The sequence below is a fragment of the Chloroflexota bacterium genome (genome assembly GCA_016235055.1).
Lineage (GTDB): Bacteria > Chloroflexota > Anaerolineae > JACRMK01 > JACRMK01 > JACRMK01.
Window position 1 is genome coordinate 25,937 of the sequence record JACRMK010000095.1, and the last position, 25,835, is coordinate 51,771.

Sequence of the window (25,835 nt, forward strand, 5' to 3'; positions counted from 1 at the left end):
TCGGATAATCACTTCCCTGGGTGATTCCGAACTCAGGTGCGGGGAGCAATGCGGAAGTGTGACAGCAGTCTACAGCGGCTTTGAGGAAACGCCAACGCGGAGACTCGTGGGCGCGCCGTAGGTCTATCGCCGATTGGCACGCCCCCCGCCACTAGGTATAATCGAGCCATGCGAATCGGCATCGACGCGCGCATGGCGCACTACCGGCGCGAGGGCGGCATCGCGCAGTACACGCTGCGGCTGGCGGGCGCGCTGGCGCGGCAACTGGACGGCGACGAACTGGTCGTCCTGCATCACCGTGCCGACGATCCGGCGTCGCTCGTGCCGCCGAGGCCGGGGATGCGCGCGCGCCCACTGTTCACGCCGCCGCATCACCGCTGGGAGCAGTGGGTGTTGCCTGTCGAGGTCGCCGCGGCGCGGCTCGATCTCCTGCACTGCCCGGACTTCATCCCGCCGTTCCATCGCGCCTGCCCGGCCGTCATCACCGTGCACGATCTGGCGTTCCGGATCTACCCGGAACTGCTGACGGCGGAGAGCGCGCGCTACTACGGGCAGATCGACCGCGCGGTGCGTAGCGCCGAACAGATCATCGCCGTGTCGGAGGCAACGCGCGCCGACATGCTCGAACTGCTCGCCGTGGACGCGGCGAAGATCACAGTCATTCACGAGGCGGCCGACCCGGCCTACCGCTCACTCGATGAAGCAGCGATCGCGCCGGTGCTGGCGAAGCACAGCCTGTCGGGGCCGTTTATCCTCGCGGTCGGCACGATCGAGCCGCGCAAAAACCTGCCGCTGCTGCTGCGCGCGTTCGCCGCGCTCGGTGATGCCGGCGCGACATTGGTGATCGCCGGGCGGCGCGGCTGGCTGGCCGACGACGTCTTCGCGCTGGCCGACACGCTCGGCGCGTGTGTGCGCTTCTTGGGGCCGGTGCCGGCGGACGAACTGGCCGCGCTCTACAACGCCGCGCACGCCTTTGCGATGCCGAGCCGCTACGAGGGTTTCGGCCTGCCGGTCGTGGAGGCGATGGCGTGCGGTGCGCCGGTGATCGTCTCTAATATCTCGTCACTGCCGGAGATCGCGGGCGATGCGGGACTGGCGCTGCCTCCGGACGACGAACCCGCGTGGCGCGATGCGCTCCGCCGCGCGCTCGACGACGCGGACTGGCACGTGTCGATGCGGGCGCGCAGCCTGGCGCGCGCGGCGGTGTTCTCGTGGGACCGCGCGGCAAGCGAGACACTGGCGGTGTACCGCAAAGCGGTGACGGGATGAGGGGATGACGGGGTGACAAGGTGACAGGATGAAGAGATGACTGGATGACGAATGACAAAGCCACCCGTCTCGTGAAAACCGGCTCGCTTCTGTGCTTGGACGTTGGTTATTGGAAGTTGGTTTTTGGGAGTTGGTAGTTTCCCATTTTGGGATTTGGAGTTTGGGTTTTGGGATTTCACTCGATGCGTATCTTGCTCTTAACGCCGCAGTTGCCGTACCCGCCCCTGCAAGGCACGACCCTGCGGAACTATTACATCCTGCGCGAACTGAGCCGGCGGCACCGCGTCTCCCTGCTGTCGTTCATACAGGCGGGCGATGAACTGACGCCGGATTCACCGCTGCACGGCCTGTGCGAGACGATCCGCACCGTGCCCGCGCCGCCGCCGCGCCCGCTGAGCGTCCGCGCGCGCGACTCACTGCTCGCGCCGCAGCCGGACATGGCGCTGCGGCTGGCGTCCGATGCGATGCTCGCCGCCGCGCGGGAGATGGTGGCTGGCGGCTTCGACGTGATCCAGGCCGAAGGGATCGAGATGGCGGGGTACACGATGCAGTTGAAGTCCGACGGCGTGCGCGCCCGCACCGTCTTCGACGACCACAACGCCGAGTATGTCCTGCAGCGCAGTGCGTACGAGGCCGACCGCTGGCGCCCGGCGCGCTGGCATGCGGCGCTCTACTCGCTCGTGCAGTGGGCGAAGCTGGCGGCGTACGAGCGGCGCGTCCTGCTGGCGCACGATGCGGCGGCGGCGGTCTCCGACGTCGACGCGGCCGCGCTGAGGCAGATCGCGTCGGCGCGCGAGATCGTGGTGGTGCCGAACGGCGTGGACACCGACGAGTACGCGCCGGGCGTTGAACCTGCCGTACCGCCCCGCGCAGACGGGGTCGAAGCGCCAACGCGTGAATTGCCCTTCGACACGCTCAGGGCACGACCAGGCGAATCGCTCGTCTTCACCGGCAAGATGGACTATCGCCCGAACGTGGACGCCGCACTCTGGTTCGCCGATGAGATCATGCCGCTGGTGCGCGCGCAAGCGCCAGCGGCGCGCTTCGTGATCGTCGGGCAGCAGCCGCACGCGCGGCTGGCGGCACTGACCGGGCGCGCCGACGTGACGCTGACCGGCCGCGTGGATGATGTGAAGCCGTACATCGCGCAAGCGGCGGTCTATGTCGCGCCGCTGCGCATGGGCGGCGGCACGCGCTTCAAGGTCCTGCAGGCGATGGCGATGGCCGCGCCGATCGTGGCGACGACGTTCGGCGCGTCGGGCATCGGCGCGCAGGATGGGCGCGAACTGTTGATTGCCGACACGCCGCGCGACTTCGCGGCGGCGGTGCTGCGGCTACTGGGCGACGCGGATCTACGGCGGCAGATCGGCGCGCATGCACGCCAACTGGCGGTCGAGCGCTACGACTGGCGCACGATCGGGCCGCTGCTGGAGCAGCTGTATGTTTCCTGACCCCGTTCTGCCGGCGATAACGCCGACGCCGAAGAGCGACCCGCCGACGTTCCGGCGGCCGCTGCGGCTCTGGCTTCTGCGCGCGCTCGGGCTGCCGCTGCGCGCCCGCAGCAGGTGGCTGAATATCCAGCCGCCGCGCCGCGTCCTGCTGGTGCGGCCCGATCACCTCGGCGACATGCTGTTCGTAACGCCGGCGCTGCGCTGGCTGCGCGCGCAACTGCCCGACGCGCAGTTGACCGCGCTGGTCGGGCCGTGGGGCAAGCCGGCCATCGCCAACAGCCCGTACCTCGACGCGATCGAGACGCTGGAGTTCCCCGGCTTTGCGCGCAAGCCAAAAGGCTCGCCGTTCGCACCGTACGCCACCCTGCGCGCGGCGGCGCGCATCGTGCGCGGCGGCCGCTACGACACGGCGGTCATCCTGCGCTTCGACCATTGGTGGGGCGCGTGGCTGGCGGCGCTGGCGGGCATCCCGCGCCGGATCGGCTATGCGGTGCCGGAAGTCGCGCCGTTCCTGACGGAGCGCGTGCCATACGCGCCGGGCCGGCACGAGGTGGCGCAGAACCTGCGGCTGGCGGCGCGGCTGGCGCGCCTGCCGGAGCCGGCCGCTGTGCCTGCCGAGCTGCCGCTGGAGTTCCGGCCCGACGCGGCCGACGTGGATGCGGCGCGCGCCCTGCTGGCGACACACGGCATCGGCGAGGGGGTGCGCTTCGCGGCGCTGGCGCCGGGCAGCGGCGCGGCGGTCAAGCTCTGGCGGCTGGAAGGCTTCGCGCGCGTGGCCGATGCGCTGCATGCGCAGTTTGGCCTGCGCGTTGTGATCGTCGGCGCGGGCGAGTCCGAGCGAGCGCTGGCGGCGCAGATCGCCGCGCAGTCCGAATCGCCGCTCGTGTCGCTGGCCGGGCAGACGACGCTCGGGCAACTGGCGGCGGTGCTGGCGCGCGCCGCCATCGCGATCGGCACCGACAACGGGCCGATGCACCTGGCGACGGCGGCGGGCACGCCGGGCGCGCACCTGTTCGGGCCGGTGTCGGCGCGGACGTTCGGGCCGTGGGGCGACCCGGCGCGGCATATCGTGCTGACCGTGCCACTGGCGTGCGTGCCGTGCAACCGGCTGGACTACATGGACGCCGAGACCTCAGCGCACCCGTGCGTGCGGCTGATCGGCGAGCGCGCTGTGCTGGATGCGGCCGCACGGCTTCTCAGGTAAACAGATCCAACCCCAGGCCACCAACCCGGCTACTCGCAGTATTAATTGGTCAAACCACTAGTGGTATAATGCCCGACAGTGATAGCAAAGGCGTTTCCGTGTGCCGTCCTGTTTCTGCTGAAAACGAAACACCCCGACGCCGCGCCGCACCCCATGCGGCTGCGTTCCGTGCTGGACTGCATGGGTGTGCCGCTGTCCGTTGCCGATTTGTACGCCTTACTTCTGGAGCGTGAATGATTCCTGTCACTCGTCATGTCTTGCCCAACGGCCTGACCGTCCTCCTGTGCGAGCAGCACAGCGCGCCGGTGGCGTCCGCCTGGACGTTCTACCGCGTCGGCGGGCGCGATGAAATCCCCGGCCTCACCGGCGCCAGCCACTGGTGCGAGCACATGATGTTCAAGGGCACGCCGCGTTTTGGCAAAGGCGTGATCGATGTGCTGACCTCGAAGAACGGCGGCTTCAACAACGGCTTGACCGACCTCGACTACACCTGCTACCTGTTCACCATGCCAGCCGACCGGCTGGGCATCGCGCTGGAGATCCTCGCCGATCTGATGGGCAACGCGGCGTTCGAGACGGGCGAGGTCGAATCGGAGCGCACCGTTATCATCTCCGAGCGCGAAGGGCACGAGAACAACCCGGCCTACCAGTTGCTCGAGGACGTGATCGCGACCGCGTATCACGTCCACCCGTACCAGCACGGCGTCATCGGCTGGAAGTGCGACCTGCAGGCGATGACGCGCGACGATCTGCACGCGCACTACCGCCGCTTCTATGCGCCGAACAATGCAATCGCCGTCGTCGCCGGCGATTTTCAGACCGGCGCGATGCTCAAGCAGATCGAGACGCTGTTCGGTGCGTACACGCCGGGCCAGCCGCCGCCGGCGGTGCGCTCCGTCGAGCCGCCGCAGGAGGCCGAGCGGCGCGTGCTGCTCGAAAAGCAGGGCACGACGGCGTACTTCCGCGCCGTGTACCACACGCCCGCGCTGGCGCACGCCGACACGCCCGCGCTGATCGCGCTCGATGCGATTCTCTCGGGCGGCAAGGGCATGTCGTACTTCGGCGGCAGCATCGGACTGTACAAAAGCTCCCGGCTGTATCGCGCGCTGGTCGAGACGGAACTGGCGGCCGATGTGTCGAGCAGCTACGGGCTGAACCGCGACCCGGGCCTGTTCGATGTCACGGCGACGGTGCGCGACGGGTGCACACTGCGCGCCGTCGAGGACGCGGTCTTTGCCGAACTGGACCGCATCGCCAGCAAGCCGCCGTCCGCCGCCGAACTGGCCAAGGCGGTCAAGCAGACGCGCGCGCAGTTTGCTTACGCCACCGAGCGCGTAACGTCGCAGGCGTATCTGGTCGGCCTGCTGGAGTGTCTTAACTCGTACGAGGATACCGCGCTCTTCACCGACCGGCTGGCCGATGTGTCGCCCCGGGACGTACAGCGCGTCGCGCAGACCTACCTCACGCGCCGCAACCGCACCGTCGGCTGGTTTCAGCCGGCTAGTGGTTTGACCAATTAATTCTGCGGCGTAGTAGCCAAGAGAAAGAATCACGACATCTGTTCGACGATCCGAACGTGTGCGTCACTCAGCAGAATGCATGCACATCACCAGGCCGTCCTTGGCCCGTTCTGCCAATCGGGCACAGTTTCTTGGGTTGGCTCGAATGGGGCCGCGATTTCTTCTTTCTGAACATTCGCCAGGAATCGCTACGCAAAACTTGTTGGTCAAATACTAGGCAGCGGCTCGGCACGTAAAGCGTCAAAACCAGACAGGGAGGCCACTCGGTCGCCCTGTCACCTTTTCGTTATGTCACCTAATCATCCGGTCCCCCCCATCACCCTGTCATCTTGTCCCCCTTTGTCAACCTGTCATACTGTCCGTTTGTCCGTTCGATGCACACTGGCCTTCATCCTGTGCCCGCGCCTCCGGCGCGGAGCGGGGCGAACGCCCCGCCGCACAGGACATCGCCAGGGTGCGCTTATCGGTCGGCGGCGCTGTCCAGCGGCTTCGGGCCGCTGGACGCTTAGCGCGACTGGGCGTGAAGCCCAGTCGCAGCGAAGCCACCGACCGGCGTCCGTTGTCCTGTCGGCTGCATAACCCGTAACACCTTTTCTGCCACCGCTTTTGACAAAAGGTATACCCCTTTCTATAATCGGTCAGTGTTCATGCTAGATTCCGCACAAAAGGCGGTGTCCGGCAGATCCGTTTCATTCGCGCGCTGCGGCGGATTTTTGTTTGGCGCCCGGCCCGGGCTCACACGACGCGACAGCGTAGCCGTGCCGTGACATGCACGTTACATAATAGAGAGGTTCACCGACGTATGATGCAGAACAGCCCGGAGCGGCAACCGTCGCTCATCACCCGCGTTGCCGACAGCCGAGGCATCGGTTGTATCATCAACTTTCTCGTCATTCCCGCGCTGATTATCCTCGGATTGGTACTGCCCCCAATCTCTTTGCCCGACCGCATCTTCGATGCCGGTTACCGCAGCGTCGGCAAGAACGGCGCCGACTTCACCGATAAAGACGGTACGCTGCTGTCGATCTCGTCGGACGGCATGGCTGCGATCGGCTCCACCAAAATGAAGTTCGCCAGCGTCAGCCGCGACGCTTTCCTTGGTAAAAAGGCCGGCGATGACATGGCCAAGGCGCTGGCCGCCTTCCCGCCGAACCTGGACCTGAAAAGCTCCGTGTACGTCTTCACGCTCAAGGGCGACGCGCCGAAAGACAGCTTCTTCAGTTCGCCCGTGCCCGACGACGCCGACCCGATCAACACGCTGGACTTCTACACCTGGGACGGCGCGCAGTGGCAGTTCCAGCCCGGCAAGTTCTTCCTGGATGACAACGGCGAAACCAGCCTCGGCACGCTTCCGCAGGCGATCGCGATTGTGCAGACCAAGGCCACGCCGCCGACTATCGCAGCCGAAATGGTCGCCGTCGCCAACCTGCCTAAAGAAGGCGCCGCCGCACTGGTTGAGGTCAATCCGCTGGGCCTGACGGTCAAGGAAGACGGTTCGCTGGCGGGCACGCTCATTGCGGTGCCGCCGTCGCAGACGTACGTCGTGGTGCCGAGCATCACCAACATCGAAAATGGCACCACGCGCTCCGACTACGTCACCAATATGCTGGTCAACGACAAGTCGCGCGGGACGCATGTGCAGGCGATCAGCGACTACCTGGTGCAGAACCTGCTGCCTGGTGTGGAGATCAACTACCAGGGTCTCAAGCCGGAGGTGCGCGAGTACTTCTCGAAGTTTGTCACCGAACTGGCCGCCGAGCTGCACGCGCGCGGCAAGATGCTGACGATCAGCGTGCCCCTGCCCAGCCAGGTCGCGGACGACGAGTACGACACCGGCGCATACGACTGGGCGGTCATCGGCAAAGCCGCTGATGGCATCAAGTTGCCGTCCATGACGGCCAACAACGCCTACCGCACCGACGGCCCGATGGAGAAGCTGCTGAACTGGGCGGTTTCCCGCGTCAGCCGCTACAAGCTGCAGTTTGCGCTCGACGCGCAGGTGCAGGATCGCTACAGCAATCAGACTTCCACGCGCTCCTATGGCGACGCGCTCAAGTCGCTGATCAGCGACATCAAGATTGAGGGCCTGACCGAGACGTACGCGATGCCGTTCCAGGGCGTGCGCTTCACGGCTAACACGCCGGCCGGCTTCAGCGGCTTCAAGCGCGACGAGCAGACCAAAGCATACGTTTACACTTACAAGGACGAGCAGGGCCGCGATCACGCCGTCTACATCGAGACGGCCGAAAGCCTCACGTTCAAAATGGCGCTCGCCAGCCGCTACAACCTGCGCGGCGTCTCGTTCCGCGGACTGATCGGCACGGACACCGAGCCGAGCGTCTGGCAGGCGATCGCGCAGTACAAGCAGACCGGCCAGAACTTCCAGCAGCCGCTGTATGAGCGCGTCTGGACCGTCTCGGACGGCACCGGCAAGCAGATCCAGGTGGAGCGCCGCCCGCTGACCGGCAGCGACCCCGTGTTCGTCTGGACGGCCGCGCCCGTGCCCGACAAGTACAAGATCGGCGCCGCCATCGCGGTGAACGGCACACCGCGCCCCGGCCAGTCGGTCGAAGTGGCCGTCGCCATTCCGACCAACACGCCGACGCCGATCCCGACCGATACCCCGGTGCCGACCAACACGCCATCCGCTCCGCGCCCGACCAACACGCCGCGGCCGGCTGCGCCCCCGCCCGGTCCCGCGCCGGTCAACGCGCCCGGCTTCTTCGGCTACGGCATGCAGGTAGATCCCGGCAACAATATCAGCGGCGCCACCGGCCAGATCAAAAGCATGGGTTTTGGCTGGGTCAAGGCGCAGGTGCCGTACGGCTACTTCTACCCGGCCCCTGGACAGGTCGACTTCAGCATGATGGATCGCGTCGTCAACGCGGCGCAGGCACAGGGCCTGCGCGTGCTGTTCAGCATCGTCAAGGCGCCGCGCTGGTCGCGTCCGCCGGGCGACACGGATGAGGGGCCACCGTCCGATCCTGCGACCTATGCGTTTTTTGTCTCGCAGGTCGCCGCCCGCTACAAGGGCAAAGGTATGGCGTACGAGATCTGGAACGAGCAGAACCTGTACTACGAATGGGGCGGTCGCGGCCGCAAGCTGAACGCGGGCCGCTACATCGAACTGCTCAAAGCGGCCTACACGGCGATCAAGGCGCAGGACGCCGATGCCATCGTCGTCAGCGGCGCCATGACGCCGACCGGCTTGAACGACGGCGACATAGCAATTGACGACCAGTCGTACCTGAACCAGATGTACACGCTGGGGTTGAAACAGTACAGCGACGCGATCGGCGCGCACCCGTCGGGCTACAACTGCCCCGCCGACGGCGACTGGCGCTCAGTCACCAATCCGACCGCCAAGTTCCGCGGCCCGTTTGACAACCGCTCGCCGTCATGGTGCTTCCGCGGCACGATCGAGGGCTACCGCAATATCATGGTCGCCAACGGTGATGGTGGCAAGCGCATCTGGGCCACCGAGTTCGGCTGGGCCACGGTGGATGGACTGGGTGTGGCGCCGGCGAATGGCTACGGCTACGCGGCCGACAACACCGAAGCGCAGCAGGCCGCCTGGCTTGTGCAGGCGTACCAGATCGGCAAGGCGTCGGGCTACATGGGCGTCATGTTCACCTGGTGCTTAAACTACAATAACCCGCCGGGTGACGAAAAGTCGGCATTCGCCATCACATACGCCAACAACCAGCCGCGCCCATCCTTTGGCGCACTGGCGGCCATGCCGAAGTAACGGCCGCCCATGAACCGGAAAAACCCGTTTGACTTCGGCCGTGTAAACGGCCGGATGATCGCCGCGTTCGCCGGCGCCGTATTGCTGCTCGGCGTATGCCTGCTTGGCATCACTGTCTCCGGCATCGTGCTGTTCAGCCTGCCGCCGGCATCGGCGCGGCCTACGGCCACGACGTCGGACGTAACGCCATCGGCGCAGCCGTCGCGCGCGCCGTCCGCGACGGTCCCGAGCAGCGCGGCCACGCTCACAGCCACCTCGGCGGCGACCGTAGTCGCACAGAACGTGACGCCGACGGTTCCCGCGCCACAAGGAACGCCCACGCGACCCACCAGTGGGCAGCCGACCAGCGCGCCCGCCACGGCGACGCCCGCCGGACCCGGCCCGCGCCCGTCGCCCACGTTCAACTGGCAGCAGGCCAAGCTGCCGGGCATCCCCGCGCCGATCGCGCTGCCGATGGGCTCGCCGGAGTACGGCATGCAGGCCTTTCTCTGGTGGCGCGCCGATACGATGGATCGCGACATTTCGCTCGTGCGCAACGCTGGCTTCAGTTGGATCAAGCAGAACTTCGGCTGGCGCGACATGGAGCCGTCCAAGGGGCAGTTCGACTGGCGCAAATCCGACCGCATCGTCCTGAACATGAACGATGCCGGTATGGACCTGGTGGTGCGGCTTGACTTCGCGCCGGACTGGGCTGCGCCCGGCTGCCACAGCGACGATCCGGCCAAAGACCTGATTCAGGGTCCGCCGAAGAAGTTGCAGGATTACGCCGACTTCGTCACCGCCGTCGCCACCCGCTACCGCGGGCGCATCCGCGCCTATGAAGTCTGGAACGAGCCGAACCTCGCGCGCGAGTGGTGCGGCAAGGCGCCCAGCGCCAAAGAGTACACCGATATGTTGCGCATCGCCTACACGGCGATCAAAGCCGCCGACCCGTTCGCGTGGGTCGTCTCGGCTGGGCTGTCGCCGACCTCGCGCAACGACAACGTTGCGCGGCCGGATGTGTACTACCTGCAGGACATGTACAGCGCCGGCGCGTCCAAGTATTTCGATCTGCTCGGCGTGCACGGCGCCGGCTTCCGCGCTTCGCCCGAAGCTGACCCCGGAGAGGTGGCGCGCAACCCGAACCTGGCCAACCCCGGCGATTTCGCCGGCGGCGTGCCGGAAGAGTTGCGCCGCGTCTACTGCTTCCGGCATGCGGAAGACCTGCGTGCCGTGATGGTCAAGAACGGCGACACGAAGAAGCAGGTTGCACTGCTGGAGTTTGGCTGGACGAGCGACACGGTTCACCCGTCGTATGCGTGGTTCGCCGTCAGCGAGCAGACCAAATCCGACTACCTGGTGCGCGCCTACAAGTACGCCTACGACAACTGGACGCCGTGGATCGGATTGATGAGCCTGATCTACATCAGCGACCCGACATGGACGAAGGACAACGAGCAATACTGGTGGGCCATCACCAACCCCGACGGCTCGCCGCGCCCGGCTTACAACGCGCTGAAGTCGATGCAGAAGCCGATCCACCCGCCTCCGCAATAGACAGGTGGTCCGAATCCGAAATACAACACGGCGGATGAGTCAGGCTCATCCGCCGTGTTTGTTTGTCCACGAATAACGCGAATCTACGCGGAGGCCGGCGCGCCATAGCCAATGTTGCACAGAAGGCCCGCCGCACTGTCACTCCCGCGAAAGCGGGAGTCCAGCAAATGCCTGCCCTGAACAGCTCTCTCGGTCGGAGTACACTGGATGCCCGCCGCTGGTCAGCGGCCTCGTTGCGCCTGGCCTCCAGCCCAGGCGTGCTTTACGTCCAGCGGCGTGAAGCCGCTGGACAGCACCGCTGACCGTTTAGCGCCCGCTGGCCCGAAGCCAGCGGGCAACGGCATGACCGATTGCTACTTGCGTCATTTCGCGTTATCCGTGGTTACCGCTCAGTTCCGCTTCCAGTCCAGTTTGACCCAGCACGAACCGCTATCGGCGGGCGGCATCTGCACGTCCACACTGGGGCTCAACGGCCGCTCGCCAGCATCCACGATTTGAACGTACCAGCGCGTGTCCGAGCGCACGACGAGTTCATACCCCTTCGCCTCGGTGACCGCGACCGGCGGGTTGATGACGTTGCGCACGCCGTACTTGACGCGCACGCCAGTCAGAGGGTTATTCTGCGCGTCGCGCACAAACCCGTAGATATAATAGCCAGACGAGCAGCCGCGCGTGCTCACCGTTGGGCCGCTATCCACCCGATACTGGAAAGTACTCGGATCAATCGTCGGCGTTGCGGTCGGACCGGCAGGCGGCACCGGCGTCGGGGTCACCACCGGCGTGTCGGTCGGCGTTGGCGTGCGCGTCGGCAGAATGCGCGTGGGCAGCGGCAGCAGGGTCGGCGTCACGGTGGGCGGCACCGGTGTGGCGGTCGGGAAGATCAGCGTCGGGATAAACGGGACAAATGGCGTATTGGTCGGCGTCGGCGTGCGCGTGCCGCCGCGCGTGGTCACCGGCACCGCCGACGGCGTCTGGTTGGCATCAAACCGCACGATCGGATCGCCTCCAGTATCGAACAGCGCGGACACGGCGACATAGGCGCCCAGACAGATGATGGCAAGCACCCCCATGAAGGCAATCGCGTACGCTCGGGTTTCCATGATTCGATGATAACATTGTTGCACAGCAGGCGCAAGGCTTACGTTTCATGGAAACTAATCCGGACTTGCTCACAGCATCGCGATTGAATACAGAAGCCGAAGCCTGCGCCTGATGACTACTAATATAGATATAGTACTAGTAGGGACTGTGGATTGGTGGAGAGGAGCGCAAAAGGGCGCTAAAGACGCTATATGCAGGCCCTTCAGCAAGCGGGACTCGTCAATCGGTGCTGTTCGCCCAAAGTGTGAACCACGAAACGGTGGATGCTTCGGGGATGTTTTCCGCCTTTTCAGACCAAGAATCCATACGCCAGTCCACAAATTGTAAAGATTGTGTAATAGAGCATGTGGACAAGTGATGCTTATCCACATGATTTTTCCACAACCTTTTGGTTTTCATCCACAGTGTGTGTTATACTGTCGATGGTTGTCCATCAGCGCCCGTAGCTCAAAAGGACAGAGCGAGGCACTCCTAACGCCTAGGCTACAGGTTCGATTCCTGTCGGGCGCAAGAAGAACCCCAACCAATCAACCGGTCGGGGTTTTTATTTTTACAAATTATTGAACAAAACCGGCCGCTAACCGCTCACAATAGCCGTCCAACGGCCTGAACGCACCGGTCGATCTCCGCATCCGTGTTGTAGAAATGCGCCGAGATGCGGATCTGGTTGCGCGGCGCCGGGCGCACCGCGGTGATGATGCCTTCGCGCTCCAGCGCTTCGCCGACGCGCCGGGCATCGAGGTTGTGGATCGTCAGCATGCCGGTTCGGTTTCCCGCAGGTGTCCAGACATCGGCGCCGGCGGCGCGCAACCCGGCATGCAGGCGCTCATTCAGCGCGAACACCTGCGCCTCCACGCGCTCCATGCCGATCTCCTGCAAGAACTCCAGCGACGTTTTGAGCTCAACCAGTCCCTGAAAAGGCAGCGTGCCGTACTCGAACTTGCGCGCGTCGCTGCGCAAGCGGATCGGCCGGCCCTTCGCGTCGGATTCGGCGGCCTGCATCCATCCCCAGCGGCTTGTCTGCAACTCGTCCATCAGTTCCGCTTTAGCGTAGAAGAACGCCAGCCCCAGCGGTCCCAGCGTCCACTTGTACGTCGCGCAGACGAGGAAATCCACGTCGAGGTCGCGCACGTCCATCCGGAACGAGCCGACGACCTGAGTGGCGTCGGCGAACACGAGCGCCCCGTGCGCATGCGCCAGCGCGGACAGCGCCTTCAGATCGTGCCGGTAACCGTTGTGGTGCGAAACGTGCGCCACCGCCACCAGCTGTGTATGGTCGTCCACCATCGACGCGAACATCTCCGGCGTGGCCGCGCCGTTGACGCTCTGCACCTCGCGCAGTTCCAACCCGAAGCGGCGCGCGGTCTCGCGCCAGACGATGTGCCCCGACGGATACTCCAGGTCGTCGATCACGATATTGTCGCCGGCCCGGAACTCCAGCCCGTTGGCGACGAGCGTCTCGCCGTCGCCGGTATTGCCGACAAAAGCGACCTCGCCCGGCTGCGCGCCGATGAAGCGCGCCACGTCGCCGCGCACGACCTCCATCTGCGCCAGCCACGCGTCGAGCGCATCCGGGCGGCGGCGGTACATCTGCTCGCGGAAGCACTGCCCCGCATCCTGCGAGACGACCGGCATCAGGCAGACCGACGCCGAGTTCAGATACGTGACGTCGTTCAACAGCGGAAACTGCGCGCGAATGGTCGCGTCCATATCTTCTCCAGTTCTATGACTCTTCGCTCAAGAAACGTTCCAGCCAGAGGTTGCGCCAGGCCCAGCGCACCAGCGCGCCCCAGATCAGCACCACGCCGGCGATCAGCGTGAAGTCGGCGAATTCCAACCGCGCCAACTCGAACTGGTCACGCAGCGGCGTCAGCATGACGCCCAGGAAGGCGACCAGCAGGATGCCCGCCAGGATCGTCGGCCGCCAGTCGCCGCTGTACACATCGCCGCCGGTCCAGAAGAGCGTCGGCGGCTCCACGAAGACCAACAGCATCAGACCGCACAGGACGCTGACGGTGGTCAGCGCGGTCTGCGCGATCAGTTGCGCATTATCCATAGCCGCCGGGTCCGCTAAAGCGCCCGGCCCGAGGTGCGCCTTGAGAACGGCGATGTACACGCCAAGCGCGGCGAGGCTGATCGTTGCCGCCGCCGGAATCACGAAATGCACCAGCGAGCGCATCAGGTTCCGGTTGCGGTTGCGGCGCATGCCGGGCCGCGCCCAAATCGCCAGCGCCACGGTCGGGATGCCGACCGTGAACAACGCCAGCAGCGAGCTCTCTTTCGGCCCGAACGGGAAGCCGCGGACCAGTCCGGTCGAGAGAAACAGCAGCGACACATACAGGACGCGCGTCAGGAAGATCTTGAGAATGTCCTGCATGCCGTTGATGATGCGCTGGCCTTCCATCAAGGCGGCCGGCAGCGACGCGAACGAGTCGTTGAGCAGGATGATGTCGGCCACGCTGCGCGTCGCCTGGCTGCCGCTCTGCATCGCGATGCCCAGGTTGGATTGCTTGAGCGAGAGCACATCGTTGACGCCGTCGCCGATCATCGCGACGTAGTGCCCGCGCTTCTTGAGCGCCTGCACCAGCCGCTCCTTGTGCTGCGGGGTCACACGCCCGAAGATCATCGCGTCCTCGGCGGCCTGCGCGAACTGCGCCTCGTCGAGCGTGTCCATCTCCGGCCCGGAGATCATGTGCGTGCCCGCGTCGAACCCGGCCTGGCGCGCCAGCGCGGCAACCGTCTGCGGGTTGTCGCCGGAGATGATCTTGAGCTGGACGCCGGTCTGGCGGAACTTGGCCAGCGTCTCGCGCGCCTCCGCCCGCAGTTCGTCGCTGAAGCGGACGATGCCGAGCGGCGCCAGCCCGGACGGCAGGCGCGGCTCGCCGGAGGCGTCTTGAAGCGGTTCGCCGGCGGGCGCGCGCGCGAACAGTAGCACGCGCAGCCCCTGCGCCGTGCCGTCCTCGGCGATGGCGGTCCAGTCAGCCGGGCCCGCCGCCAGTTGGTCACGGATCATCTCCGGCGCGCCAAGCACATACGCGCCGCTCCCGTCATCAAACGCCAGCGCGCTCCACTTGCGCGCCGACGAGAATGGAACGTCCGTGCGCACGCGCCGCGCCTGTCCGCTGCCGGCGGCGGCCAGCGCCTCGTTGGTGCGGTTGCCGCCGGCCGTGCTCGCGGCATAGTCGGCCAGCAGCTGCCGCAACTCGGGCTCCGGCGTGCCGCCCAGCGCGTGAATCGACTCGAGTTGGATGCGGTTGGCCGTCAGCGTGCCGGTCTTGTCCATGCACAGCACGTCGACGTTGCTCAGCGATTCGATGGCGTTGGCCTGCTGCACCAGCGCGCCCTGCCGCGCGATGCGCACCGCGCCGAGCGAATAGGCCACGGCAATCGCGAGGAACAGGCCGTTCGGCACCAGCCCGGCCAGCACGACCGACATGCGCACGCTGTCCACCAGCGGGATGCCGTTGACGTACGCGCTGGTCATCAGCAGGATTTCGAAGTATGCGACGACCAGCACCAGCACGCGGATCACCAGGTTGACTTCGCGCTGGAGCGGCGTCAGCACGCGGCGGAACGCGCGCGCGCCGGCCGTGATCTGGTTGGCCATGCTCTGCGCGCCGACGCGCCGCGCCTCGTAGTACGCCGTGCCCGAGACGCAGAAGCTGCCGGAGAAGACCTCGTCGCCCGGCTGCTTGGGGACCAGATCGGACTCGCCGGTCAGCAGCGATTCGTCGACGTCCATGCGGCCGTCGAGCACCACACCGTCGACGACGATCTGGTCGCCCGCGCCGACGCGCAGCGCGTCGCCGAGCACGACCTCGGACGGGTCGAGGGTCTGCTCCTGCCCGTCGCGCACCACGCTGGCGTGCGGGCGCGTCAGCAGGCTGATGCGGTCGAGCGTGCGCTTGGCGCGGATCTCCTGCACGACGCTGACGATGATGTTGACCGACACGACGCCGACCGACACGACCGCATCGCTGACGCGGCCGAGCAGGATCAGCGCGATGCCGAGCACGTAGAGGACGTTGTTGATGAACGTGAAGACGTTCTCGCGAACGATCTGCGCGTACGAGCGCGTATGCTGGAACGAAACGGTATTGCCCTCGCCCCGCGCGCGCCGCGCGGCGGCTTCGCTGGACGACAGGCCTTGAATGGACGGCATAGACACAGCGATATCTCCCTGACGGGACACGCTCCCCGACACAATGCGGCTATGATAGCAGAAAGGCGAAGCGCGGCAAAGCGCGGCACCAGAATAAACCGCAGAGAACGCAGAGGATGCAGCGGCAACGCATAACTAACCGCAAAGCACGCAAAGAGCGCAAAGGAAGAAATGATTTTCTTTGCGTCCTTCGCGCCCTTTGCGGTTGGAAGTCTTTTCTCTGCGCTCTCTGCGTCCTCTGCGGTTCGATTTATACAGGACTTGCCGCGCCGGACAAGTCAGGCTACAATAGCACAAGTCCAAACTTGCCCGGAGGTCGTCTGTGAAGGTTTCGTGCCTGCAGGAAAACCTACAGAAGGGTCTGAGCCTCGTGTCGCGCGCGGTGTCGAGCCGCAGCACCCTGCCGGTGCTCAATAACATCTTGATCGCCACCGACCAGTCGCGCCTTAAACTGGCGGCGACCGACCTGACGATCGGCATCACCACCTGGATTGGCGCCAAGGTCGAGGAAGAGGGCACGACCACCGTGCCGGCCAAACTGCTCGCGGAATTTGTAAACTCCCTGCCTTCCGAGCGCATCGATATGGACCTCACCGTGCGCACGCAGACGCTCAATCTCAAGTGCTCGCGTTACGAGTCCAACATCAAAGGCCTGGACGCGCAGGACTTCCCGATTATCCCGAGCCCGGGCACGGAAAACAAAGTCCTGCTGGAGCCGGCGACGCTGCGCTCCATCATCAACCAGGTCGCGTTTGCCGCCGCCAGCGACGAGAGCCGCCCGGTGCTGACTGGTGTGCTGGCGCGCTTCGAGGAAGGCAAGATGTCGCTGGCGGCCGCCGACGGCTTCCGCCTGTCGGTGCGCAAGGGGCCGGTGGCCTCGGGCAGCGCGGGCGTCGCCTCGGTCATCATCCCGGCGCGCGCGCTGATCGAGCTGAGCCGCATCATCGGCGACGACGAGGAGCCGGTCGAGGTCACGATCACCAAGAACCGCAACCAGGCGGTCTTCCACACCTCGCACACCGAACTGGTCACGCAGTTGGTCGAGGGCAACTACCCGGACGTGCTCGGCCTGGTGCCGAAGGGGCGCAACACGCGCACCGTCGTCGGCACCGTCGACTTCCTGAAGGCGGTCAAGCTGGCGTCGTTCTTCGCCAAGGACGCCAACAACATCGTGCGCATCGCCGTCGAGCCGGGCACCGACATCGCGCCGGGGCGCATGGTCATCTCGGCCACCTCGGCGGAGATGGGCGACCAGGTCGGCGAAGTGGACGCGACGGTGGACGGCCCGGCGGTCGAGATCGCGTTCAACGCGCGCTACCTGGCCGAGGTGCTCGGCGTGATGGGCACGGCGCAGGTCGCACTGGAGACGCTGGCGCCGGAAAAGCCGGGCGTCTTCAAGCCGGTCGGCTCCGACGACTTTGTGCATGTGATCATGCCGATGCATGTGGGGCGGTAGATGCTACGGAATTATCGGTGCGACGGAGAACAAGGGATCGTTCTCCGTCGTTGGTTTTGAGGTAGCGCGATGACGTCAGCACAACCAACGCAACTTGACGTGGCCGAACGCGCGGCAGACTCTCTCCACGTCGCGCTCGGCGATCGACTGGTGGCGATCGTGCTATTCGGGTCGCGCGCGCGGGGGGATGCCACGGCGGACAGCGATTGGGATCTGCTGGTGATCGCCGAAGGCTTGCCCGAACGCACGCTCGAGCGCCATTTCTACCTGAAACGGTCGCTGCCGCTGGACTGCCGGGGCGCGATTTCGATTCTGGCGCGCACGCCGGACGAGTTTGAGATGCACCTGCCGTCCCTCTATCTTGACATCGCGCTCGATGGAACAATTCTGTACGATCCGCGCGGTTACGCGGCCCGCAAGTTGCTGGAACTGCAAAACCTGCTGGCGCGCAAAGGCTTATACCGCGAGCGAACACCGAACGGTGACCGGTGGCACTGGAAGCAGGAACCGACCAACCCGTGGTCGCTTGAATGGGGGCGGTGAGTGCTTCAGGACACCGACGAAGTGTTGCTCACAAGGTCTCCCCCCACGCCCTTTCACGAAGCGACGAGAGGGCACCCGGTTTCCAATTCTTACGCACAATTCACCATACCTCCGCCAGATTCGACACAGGTGCATGCACATGATGAATGGCTCCCAGCCGCGAATCGGCGCTGTCACGCACTTCCTTCGTTACCCCGGCAGCAAACGCCGGATGCTCGAGTTTCTTGGTGCCTACCTGCCAGCGGCGGAGACGATCAGTGGGCGATATGTCGAGCCGTTTGTCGGTGGCGGCGCAGTTTTTTTCTATGTGAACCCGCGCCGCGCCCTGCTTTCCGACATTAACTCCGATCTGATTGAACTATATCGCGGTATCCGGCAGTCTCCCGCGCAAGTCTGGGCGCATTACTGCCAGTTCGGGAACCGCAAGCGTGACTACTGGCAGGTGCGTAGCGCGGGCGCAACTGGGCTTCTGACGGAGCGCGCCGCCCGCGTGTTGTACCTGAACCGGACATGCTTCAAAGGCATGTGGCGGCACAATCGCAGCGGGGAGTTCAATGTTGGGTATGGTGGGCAGGCGCGGCGTTGGGTCATTAACTTGAACACATTGAGCGACGTGGCGTGCGCTTTGCGTAAGGCGCGTGTTGCCTGTGGCGATTTCGAAGAGGCGATTGGTCAATGCGTCCCCGGTGATTTTCTGTTCCTCGACCCGCCGTATCGCCCCGGCGCAAAGGCACTGCGCAACGATCACTACGCCAGCCAGCAATTCGATTTCGCCGACCACGAGCGCCTAGGGAAAGCGCTCCGGAGCGCCAAGCGGCGGGGCGTGCAGTGGGCGCTGACGACCTCGGCGCATCCGGAGATTGCACGGTTATTCCGGGGTAACTATGCACTTCAAATTCCGAGAGGCACAGGCAGCCGACCTGGTATCATGGCACAGAATTCAGGCGAACTCTTGATCACTACCTACCCAACCAACGGGGAGCGGATTTCATGAAAGCGTTCTTCAATCAGGCAGCCCGACAGAACCATCCGCTGCGCGCGCTGCAGGAATTCCTGGATCGCGAGATGGCGAATGAAACCGCCAAGAAGTATGGCGAACTGCGCTTCGTCGGCTACATTCTTGACATCAACTACGACACGGTGACGATCATCACCTCGGACCCATTCAAGATCGCCGTGGGTGGCGTGCCGCGCAACTCCCTGCTGATCATGACGCCTGCCGTCCCCGAAGCGATCACGACGCCCCATTTCACATTGTTGCGGGTGTTAGATGCCGCGCCGACGCCTCTCACCAAAGAGACTCAGCAGACCTACTTCGAGTTGCAGAAGAAGTCCATGCCAGAGCTGGACGTATTCACGCAATCGGAGTTGCAGTGGGGCGCGCTGAATACCGCTGTGCTGGGCATGTTCTACCCTCACCCGGAGCGGCAGGATACGGTCGAGTTTTCCGGCGACATGAACAACTTCGTCAGCGCGCACAAATACAAGGTCTATGCGCCGGATGACGCGCTCCTGGACCTAGTGATCAACACACTGGTGCCAAATGAGAGCCGCTTCGCCCTTGGCAGTCTGCGCCTGACCGAGTGCCGTCTGCCCCTGCCCGACAAGACGCAGCCCAACGTGGCAGTCAATGTGTCGACGCGCGACTTCCTCGCGGCGCGGACCGCGATGTTTGGCAAAACGCGCCTTGGCAAGAGCAATATCGTCAAGCTGATTGCGCAGAGCCTGATCGAGACGACAGCCGAAAGCAAGAATGTCGGTCAACTGATATTCGACATCAATGGCGAGTATGCAAACGACAACCCGCAGAACAAGTCACTTCGCAGCGCGTTTCCAAGCAATTGTACGGTCTACGCGCTAACAACAAAGGACGCGACCCCATCAGAACCCCTGAAGCTCAATTTCTATGAGCAACCGGACAGTGCGCAGAGAATTCTGGGTGGTTTGCTCGAGCAAGATGGAAAAAGCTCTGGCTATATTCGGAGCTTTACGAGTGTAGAACTTCCGTCTCTGGACGAAGCGAAGAAGCTACCGGTAGGAAGTGAACAAGGCAGGGCACTCCGCAAAATTCAAGCATTCTGGGCCATCTTGAAGAAGGCTGGATTCTTAGCAGACGAAAGTCGCTTGCTGGGCCTTGCGCCGAGCGGCCAGCCGGCAAGCAGGTTTGACCCGGGTTTCAGCAAGGCCTTGCGGGATGCGGCTTTTTCTGCTGCGAAGGTTTCGCCATCCCCCTCGGACCCACGGACCCTAGCCGACCTCGTTCGGGAACTTGGGGTCATCAATCGTTTTAGGCGCGAAAACCCAGCCCACGCGACTTTGACCACGGGAACTAACAATGCTCTTTTCGATCCAGACGATATCGCGCTGCTTGAGTTTCTCGAGCCTCAACCGGGACGAAGCGGCACTACATTGATCCAACCATACCGAATGTACCACGATCCTCATGCCGGAGATTTTGTCAAGAACATACTTAAGTCTCTTGACGATGGATTAACCGTTATTCTGGATTTGGGGAATGCCCATCCGATTCTGCTAGCGTATTTCTCAGACCTTCTCTCAAAAGGGGTGTTCGCACACCAGGTTGAGAAGTTCAGCAATAACAAGCTGGGCAATCACTTCGTTCAAGTCTATTTCGAAGAAGCGCACAATTTGTTTCCACACAGAGATGACCCAACTACAATATACAGTCGTTTTGCCAAGGAGGGCGCGAAGTACCACATCGGCATTGTATACTCGACACAGTCGCCTTCAACAATCAGTGGTGACTTGCTAGCACAAACCGAGAATTTTTTCGTCGCCCATCTTTCTTCACAAGACGAGGTCAACGCACTGGCGAAAATGAACTTCGCCTATGAGAGCATGAAGGACGACATCTTGCGCGCGAAAACGCCCGGCTATGTGCGCATGCTGACACGTTCTCATAGGTTTGTAGTGCCCGTGCAAGCGCATAAGTTTGATCCACTGAACGTCCTGCATGCGAAGTCGAGCCAGTAGGAGACGAGATGCCTTACCAACCTGGCAAGTACTTGCCTGGTGAACGCGCCAGCAAACTCGGGCATCTAGAGGTGCTGCAGAGCCCGCTGGTTCAGCAACTGGTGAAAAACTTCCAACTGCCAGAGGTAGATGGCGCGGACGACAAGACGGCATGGCAGCCGTTTCCATCGCCGGGGCAACCGTTTGATCTACTCTTTGCTGTAGATGGCTCGCTGCAGGTCATCGTGGACGAGCGACCTCCTCACAAGGCGGTCGCCTTCGTGAAAACGGCGCTGATGCGAATTGATCAGGTTGCGCTGGGACGCATCAGCAAAGACGCGCCGCACCCGTTTGAACTGCGTGACCTGATGGCAGAATCTGCGCTGTTCCACGCTACGGCCTTTCCCCTCCGTCATGTGACCGTGCCGGGCATGTCGGTCTTCGATGCGATCCGCCGCATTGTCTTCGAATCGTTCAAGGACAGCACACTGAATGGCGAGCCATACGAGACGTTCAAATGGCTCGTGTACGAGAAATGGTCTGGCGGCAGGAAGGAACTGCCGGATTTCGAATGCCCACATTGTGGCTATAAGAACGCAACCCTATCGTATGACAGCGACGAGGGGGCGTGCAGTCGGTGCGGTGGACAATTGCTCGTCACCGACATGCTCGGCTTTCATCAGGACATGGTCGAAGACTCGGCATCTGACAGCGTGGCGACCGCATATATGTCCATTCACGAGACGCTGTTGCTCTTCACCGGCGTGCGACACTTCTGGCAGACAAGTCCCGACGTGCTGAAGCGGTGCTTGTTCATTAAGGACGGCCCCCTGTCCATCCGCGCACAGTACTCGAAGTTGGTAGCGCCCATCCGTCGACTGCTGACTCATGCGCTAAGTTCGGGGAACCCGATCTATTTGGTTTCGCAAGAGAAGACCGGCTTATTTGTGGATCAATTGGAACTAGTCGGGCGAGATGCACCAGTAGATCACCTCTTCGTTCCAGATCACGATTACATCTGCGAGCAGATTCAACATCGCCCTTCCAGCGGCGCCGCGTACGGCAAAGATACGAACTACGGCGCAAAAGTGTTTGTTAGAGTTGGTGAGCGCCATCGGTTCGTTCTCAACATCCCTGTGAGTAGTCAAATGAGCACGTTCATTAAGGCACCAGATGTCCATGAATTGATCGGGATTGATCGCATACTTGCTACATTGCCCAAGTTCTTGAGCAGCCAATACGAGAACGCCTTGCTCCCGATTCAACTTGCGAACTCCATCGCGTCGCTGTCAACATATCCCTCAGCACAGGTGTTGAAGCTGTTTGCCGATGCAACGATGAAAGGGCCTAATCTATTGTAGGGACCCAGCAAGGTCCGACGAGACGCATAGCCAAAAGAAACTGCGTCCAAATGAAGTTGCCGTGTGGGAGTTGCGGCTTGGCCGGTTCCGCGTTTCCGCAGGTATTCCAGGTCGTCACCTTTTCGCTCTACGATGGCGCTGTTTGTCCGAGTAACGTATGCCCAAGCGTCAAGCGAAACCGATTCCGGCTCGCCTGAAGTCTCCGCGTCCTCGCTTCGTGCTGTGTATTCGAAATGACGGGTACCCGGCATCTCTGGAAGAGCGAAAAATCTATCGGCTGATTCCAGACCGGGACGCCAAAGCGCATGATCTTGTCCGGGTGGTGGATGAATCGGGGGAAGACTATTTGTATCCGGCTGCGTGGTTTGTTTCAATCACGGTTCCGCAGGCAGCCATCACGGAACTTTCCCTCGCAAGCTAACGCTTCGCTACCTCCACCACCACATCGTTCACGAACCCGCCGCCCTGCGTGTGATACAGGATTACACGCACCGTATCAGCGTCACTGGCGCCCGTCAGTACGTAGTCGTCGCGCACGACCTCGCCGGCCTGCCAGTGCGTGAACGGGTAGTAGCCGCCGACGGGGTGCGCCGCGTCGGCCTGCGCCACCTCCGCGCCCGCCTTCACCAGCCGCACCGACACCGCCATGTCGCGCGCGATGCTCTGCGTCGCTTGCCAGTAGAGCGTCACGCGCCAGCCGGTAGCCGTGCGGCGCGTCTCGTACGCCGCCAGTTGAAGACCGGGCACAATAGGCTTTCCGATCACAGACGCGCTCGATGGAACCATCGTCTCTGGTGCTACCCTTAGCGCGACCAGTGCCGTGCCCTGCGACGACAGATGCGTGTCCGGCGGCAGTTGCGGCGCGACCAGCGGCAGCACCGCACGGCTGGCGTACAGTGGCCCGCCGAGCGCCGCGTTGACCTGTTTCAGCCCGATCGTCGCGACCGGCGGCTGCGCGCCCCAGACCTGCGCCAGATAATCGAGCGCGAGGTTCTCCTCGAACGTGCCAGCGATCACCGCGCCCGTTTTCGGTTTGTCGGCCAGCAGCACCCAGCCAGGGTTCAGCCCGGTCGCGGTTGGGCGGTCGCGCAGATTGGTGGCCGCGTAATTGACCGCGATCCGGCTGGCGGCCAGCAGCGCAAACGCGCCCACGAGCGTGCCAGCCACGATGCGCGGCGGCAGGCGCACAGCCGTCCACCTACGAACGCGCTCGGCCAGCAACACGCAGCCGATCAGCAGCAGCGGATACACGGCAAACGTCGTCTGATACCAGTTGCCATAGCGGTTGAGGTACACCTCCGGCACGTACACCGCCAGCACGCCGAGCATCAAGCCTGCCCGCGCGCGCGGCAGCAGGAATAGCCCCGCAATTCCCAGCACGAGCACCACCGGCGTCAGATCGGCCGTCAGCTTCTGCAGGAGTATCCACGGGATGCCGTCCCAACTGAGCGTCATCTCCGCCTGCCCCTGCGGGACCGTCAGGAACTTCAGGAACCAGGTCAGCGTGTCCGGCCACGCGCCCTGCCCGCGCCACTCCGGGTGCTCCGCGGCGCGCCAGTACACGAACGCGTACGAGAGTAGCGGCAGGGCCGTCACCGCGACGATCTTGGCGATCAGCACCGGCTGGCGCAAGTATTTCGGCTGTTGGGCGACGACGAAGATGATGACGGCCGGCACGGCCAGCGCGGTCGTCAGCAGATGCGCCAGCGACAGCCCGCAGGCGAAGCAGAGCCAGAGCAGCGTGCCTTCGTCGCGCCGCTCCTGCCAGTGGATCGCCAGCAGGATAATCGCCAGCGTGTTCAAGACGCCTGACGAGTAGTTCTCCGAACTAACGGAGTAGTACCAGAAGAAGTAAGTGAACGCGAAGAAGAGTGTTGCCAGCGCCGACACGCACACGGCGAACACGCTCGGCTGCGTGCCGGCCGGCTTGCCGGACAGTTGTGCTTTGAGCAGCAAGCTGTACGTTAGGATAAGTGAGGGAATCGCGTACAGCGTGGAGTAGAACGACAGGCGCTCGACCGGGTTAAAGAACGGCGTCAGCATGGCCGACAGGCGGAACCAGAGCGCGCCGAGCATGCTGAAGATCGGGTAGCCGGGCGCATTGGCGAAGCGGAACAGCGCCTGCGCGTACTGGTGTGTGATCGGGTCGCCGCCCTGCAGTTCGCCCGGCGTGAAGCCGTTCTGCAGTGTCAGCACGTACACGGCCAGCGGCACGAGCGCCACGACTACCGCGCCGACTTGTACGCGGTTCAGCCGCATCACACCGTGCGCTCCAGCACCGCAATCGTCTCGATATGGAACGTCTGCGGGAACATATCCAGCGGCTGCACGTCGGTCAACTGGTAGCCCTTGCCGCCCAGCCGCTTCACATCGCGCGCCAGCGTGCTCGGATCGCACGAGACATACACGATGCGCCGGATATCGTGCGCGGCGATGGCGTCGAGCACCTCCGGTGCGCAGCCCTCGCGCGGCGGGTCGAGCACGATCACGTCGAAGCGCTCCGTCAGTTCGGGCAGCACATCCTCGACCGCGCCCTCGACGATCTGCACGTTGGTGGCGTCGCCGGTATTCACCAGTGCATCGCGCACGGCCGACGGCGCCGACTCGATACCGGTGACGTGCGCGACGGAACCGGCCAGCGTCAGCGCAAACACGCCGACGCCGCAGTACGCGTCCAGCACCGTCATCTGCGCCGGGTCTCCGCTCGCCAGCGCGCGCTCGACCACCATCTGCACCAGTCGCTCCGCCTGCGGCGTGTTGACCTGGAAGAACGACTCCGCCGACACGCGATAAGCGCGCCCGGCCAGTTGCTCGCGGAAATAGTCGTCGCCCGACAGCACCACGTCGCTGCCGTCTTCGAGCAGCAGTACGCAATTGACCGGCAGATCGATCTCGACTTCGAGCGCCTCGGTGCTCGCCAGGCAGAGCGCGGCCAGCCGCTCGCCGGTGCCCGCGCTGGCCCGCAGGATCACCTCGTCCAGGTCGGGCAGTTCAAGCTCCAGTTCGCGCCAGAGCGTCTCGATCGGCCGCGCGAGGATGTGGCACTCGTCGACCGGTACAACCTCGTTCGTTCGCGCCGCCATGAAGCCGAGCTTGCCGTCGGGCGCGACGTGGAACTGGATGTGGTTGCGGTAATGCCACGGATCGTCCGCGCCGATGGTCGCATGCACCTGCGCGTCGGCGATGCCGCCGATGCGCGCCAGTTGGTCGCGCACGATCTGCGTCTTGGTCTCCAGTTGCTGCGCGTACGGCATGTGCTGGTAGTGGCAGCCGCCGCATGCGCCGAAATACTTGCAGCGCGGCGCGATCCGTTCCGGCGCCGGGGTGATCAGGTTCACCAGCCGGCCGCGCGCGAACCGCCCGCGGTCCTCGACGATCTCGATCTCGGCGTCGTCGCCGGGCACGGCGAACGGCACGAAAATGGCGCGGCCTTCGTGGCGGGCAATCGCCTCGCCGCCGAACGCCATGGCGGAAAATTGAACTCGCATACGCTCCAAATCAAAGGGGGAGA

The 25,835-nt window shown here is 64.0% G+C and carries 17 protein-coding genes and 1 tRNA gene; 13 read left to right on the forward strand and 5 right to left on the reverse strand.

What is annotated here, in order from left to right:
- The first annotated feature begins 168 nt into the window (after nt 1-168).
- From HZB53_21795 to HZB53_21820, 6 genes are all read left to right on the forward strand, one after another.
- The gene (locus HZB53_21795; protein ID MBI5880293.1) at nt 169-1,269 is read left to right on the forward strand and encodes a glycosyltransferase family 4 protein; all 1,101 of its coding nucleotides are present in this window, start codon (nt 169-171) and stop codon (nt 1,267-1,269) included.
- A gap of 182 nt (nt 1,270-1,451) precedes the next feature.
- Entirely contained in the window at nt 1,452-2,720 is a 1,269-nt protein-coding gene (locus tag HZB53_21800; GenBank protein ID MBI5880294.1) for a glycosyltransferase, read from the forward strand.
- The gene (locus HZB53_21805; protein ID MBI5880295.1) at nt 2,710-3,924 is read left to right on the forward strand and encodes a glycosyltransferase family 9 protein; all 1,215 of its coding nucleotides are present in this window, start codon (nt 2,710-2,712) and stop codon (nt 3,922-3,924) included. The genes HZB53_21800 and HZB53_21805 overlap by 11 nt, the downstream gene beginning before the upstream one ends.
- A gap of 233 nt (nt 3,925-4,157) precedes the next feature.
- The gene (locus tag HZB53_21810; GenBank protein MBI5880296.1) at nt 4,158-5,444 is read left to right on the forward strand and encodes an insulinase family protein; all 1,287 of its coding nucleotides are present in this window, start codon (nt 4,158-4,160) and stop codon (nt 5,442-5,444) included.
- A gap of 802 nt (nt 5,445-6,246) precedes the next feature.
- Nucleotides 6,247-9,192, forward strand: a complete 2,946-nt coding sequence (locus HZB53_21815) for a cellulase family glycosylhydrolase (GenBank protein MBI5880297.1) — start codon at nt 6,247-6,249, stop codon at nt 9,190-9,192.
- 9 nt (nt 9,193-9,201) lie between these two features.
- Nucleotides 9,202-10,728: a beta-galactosidase gene (locus tag HZB53_21820; protein MBI5880298.1), complete on the forward strand. Its 1,527-nt coding sequence runs from the start codon at nt 9,202-9,204 to the stop codon at nt 10,726-10,728.
- Nucleotides 10,729-11,117: 389 nt separating this feature from the next.
- Here HZB53_21820 and HZB53_21825 read toward each other — a convergent pair whose 3' ends face one another.
- Entirely contained in the window at nt 11,118-11,828 is a 711-nt protein-coding gene (locus HZB53_21825; protein MBI5880299.1) for a hypothetical protein, read from the reverse strand.
- Nucleotides 11,829-12,265: 437 nt separating this feature from the next.
- On the opposite strand from HZB53_21825, the gene HZB53_21830 reads away from it, so the two are divergent.
- Nucleotides 12,266-12,339, forward strand: a tRNA-Arg gene (locus HZB53_21830).
- 75 nt (nt 12,340-12,414) lie between these two features.
- Here HZB53_21830 and HZB53_21835 read toward each other — a convergent pair.
- Together HZB53_21835 and HZB53_21840 are read right to left on the reverse strand one after the other, a co-directional pair.
- The gene (locus HZB53_21835) at nt 12,415-13,539 is read right to left on the reverse strand and encodes an aminotransferase class V-fold PLP-dependent enzyme (GenBank protein ID MBI5880300.1); all 1,125 of its coding nucleotides are present in this window, start codon (nt 13,537-13,539) and stop codon (nt 12,415-12,417) included.
- Nucleotides 13,540-13,552: 13 nt separating this feature from the next.
- Entirely contained in the window at nt 13,553-15,991 is a 2,439-nt protein-coding gene (locus tag HZB53_21840) for an HAD-IC family P-type ATPase (protein ID MBI5880301.1), read from the reverse strand.
- A 322-nt stretch (nt 15,992-16,313) separates the two neighbouring features.
- On the opposite strand from HZB53_21840, the gene dnaN reads away from it, so the two are divergent.
- The 6 genes from dnaN (at nt 16,314) to HZB53_21870 (ending at nt 22,745) form a co-directional block, all read left to right on the forward strand.
- Entirely contained in the window at nt 16,314-17,447 is a 1,134-nt protein-coding gene (gene dnaN / locus HZB53_21845) for a DNA polymerase III subunit beta (GenBank protein MBI5880302.1), read from the forward strand.
- Between the two features lie 69 nt (nt 17,448-17,516).
- Nucleotides 17,517-17,990: a nucleotidyltransferase domain-containing protein gene (locus tag HZB53_21850; GenBank protein MBI5880303.1), complete on the forward strand. Its 474-nt coding sequence runs from the start codon at nt 17,517-17,519 to the stop codon at nt 17,988-17,990.
- 139 nt (nt 17,991-18,129) lie between these two features.
- Nucleotides 18,130-18,984: a Dam family site-specific DNA-(adenine-N6)-methyltransferase gene (locus HZB53_21855; GenBank protein ID MBI5880304.1), complete on the forward strand. Its 855-nt coding sequence runs from the start codon at nt 18,130-18,132 to the stop codon at nt 18,982-18,984.
- A complete protein-coding gene (locus tag HZB53_21860) occupies nt 18,981-20,984 on the forward strand; it encodes an ATP-binding protein (protein ID MBI5880305.1) in 2,004 nt (667 codons plus the stop codon). Before HZB53_21855 ends, HZB53_21860 begins: the two co-directional genes overlap by 4 nt.
- A gap of 8 nt (nt 20,985-20,992) precedes the next feature.
- Nucleotides 20,993-22,324 (forward strand): hypothetical protein, encoded by a 1,332-nt coding sequence (locus HZB53_21865; protein ID MBI5880306.1) that lies wholly within the window; start codon nt 20,993-20,995, stop codon nt 22,322-22,324.
- A gap of 157 nt (nt 22,325-22,481) precedes the next feature.
- On the forward strand, nt 22,482-22,745 hold the full coding sequence (locus HZB53_21870) for a hypothetical protein (protein MBI5880307.1): 264 nt from the start codon (nt 22,482-22,484) through the stop codon (nt 22,743-22,745).
- Here HZB53_21870 and HZB53_21875 read toward each other — a convergent pair.
- Complete coding sequence (locus HZB53_21875; GenBank protein MBI5880308.1) at nt 22,742-24,586, reverse strand: DUF2723 domain-containing protein; 1,845 nt, start codon at nt 24,584-24,586, stop codon at nt 22,742-22,744. The genes HZB53_21870 and HZB53_21875 overlap by 4 nt on opposite strands.
- Nucleotides 24,583-25,812 (reverse strand): class I SAM-dependent RNA methyltransferase, encoded by a 1,230-nt coding sequence (locus HZB53_21880; GenBank protein MBI5880309.1) that lies wholly within the window; start codon nt 25,810-25,812, stop codon nt 24,583-24,585. Before HZB53_21880 ends, HZB53_21875 begins: the two co-directional genes overlap by 4 nt.
- Between the last annotated feature and the right edge of the window lie 23 nt (nt 25,813-25,835).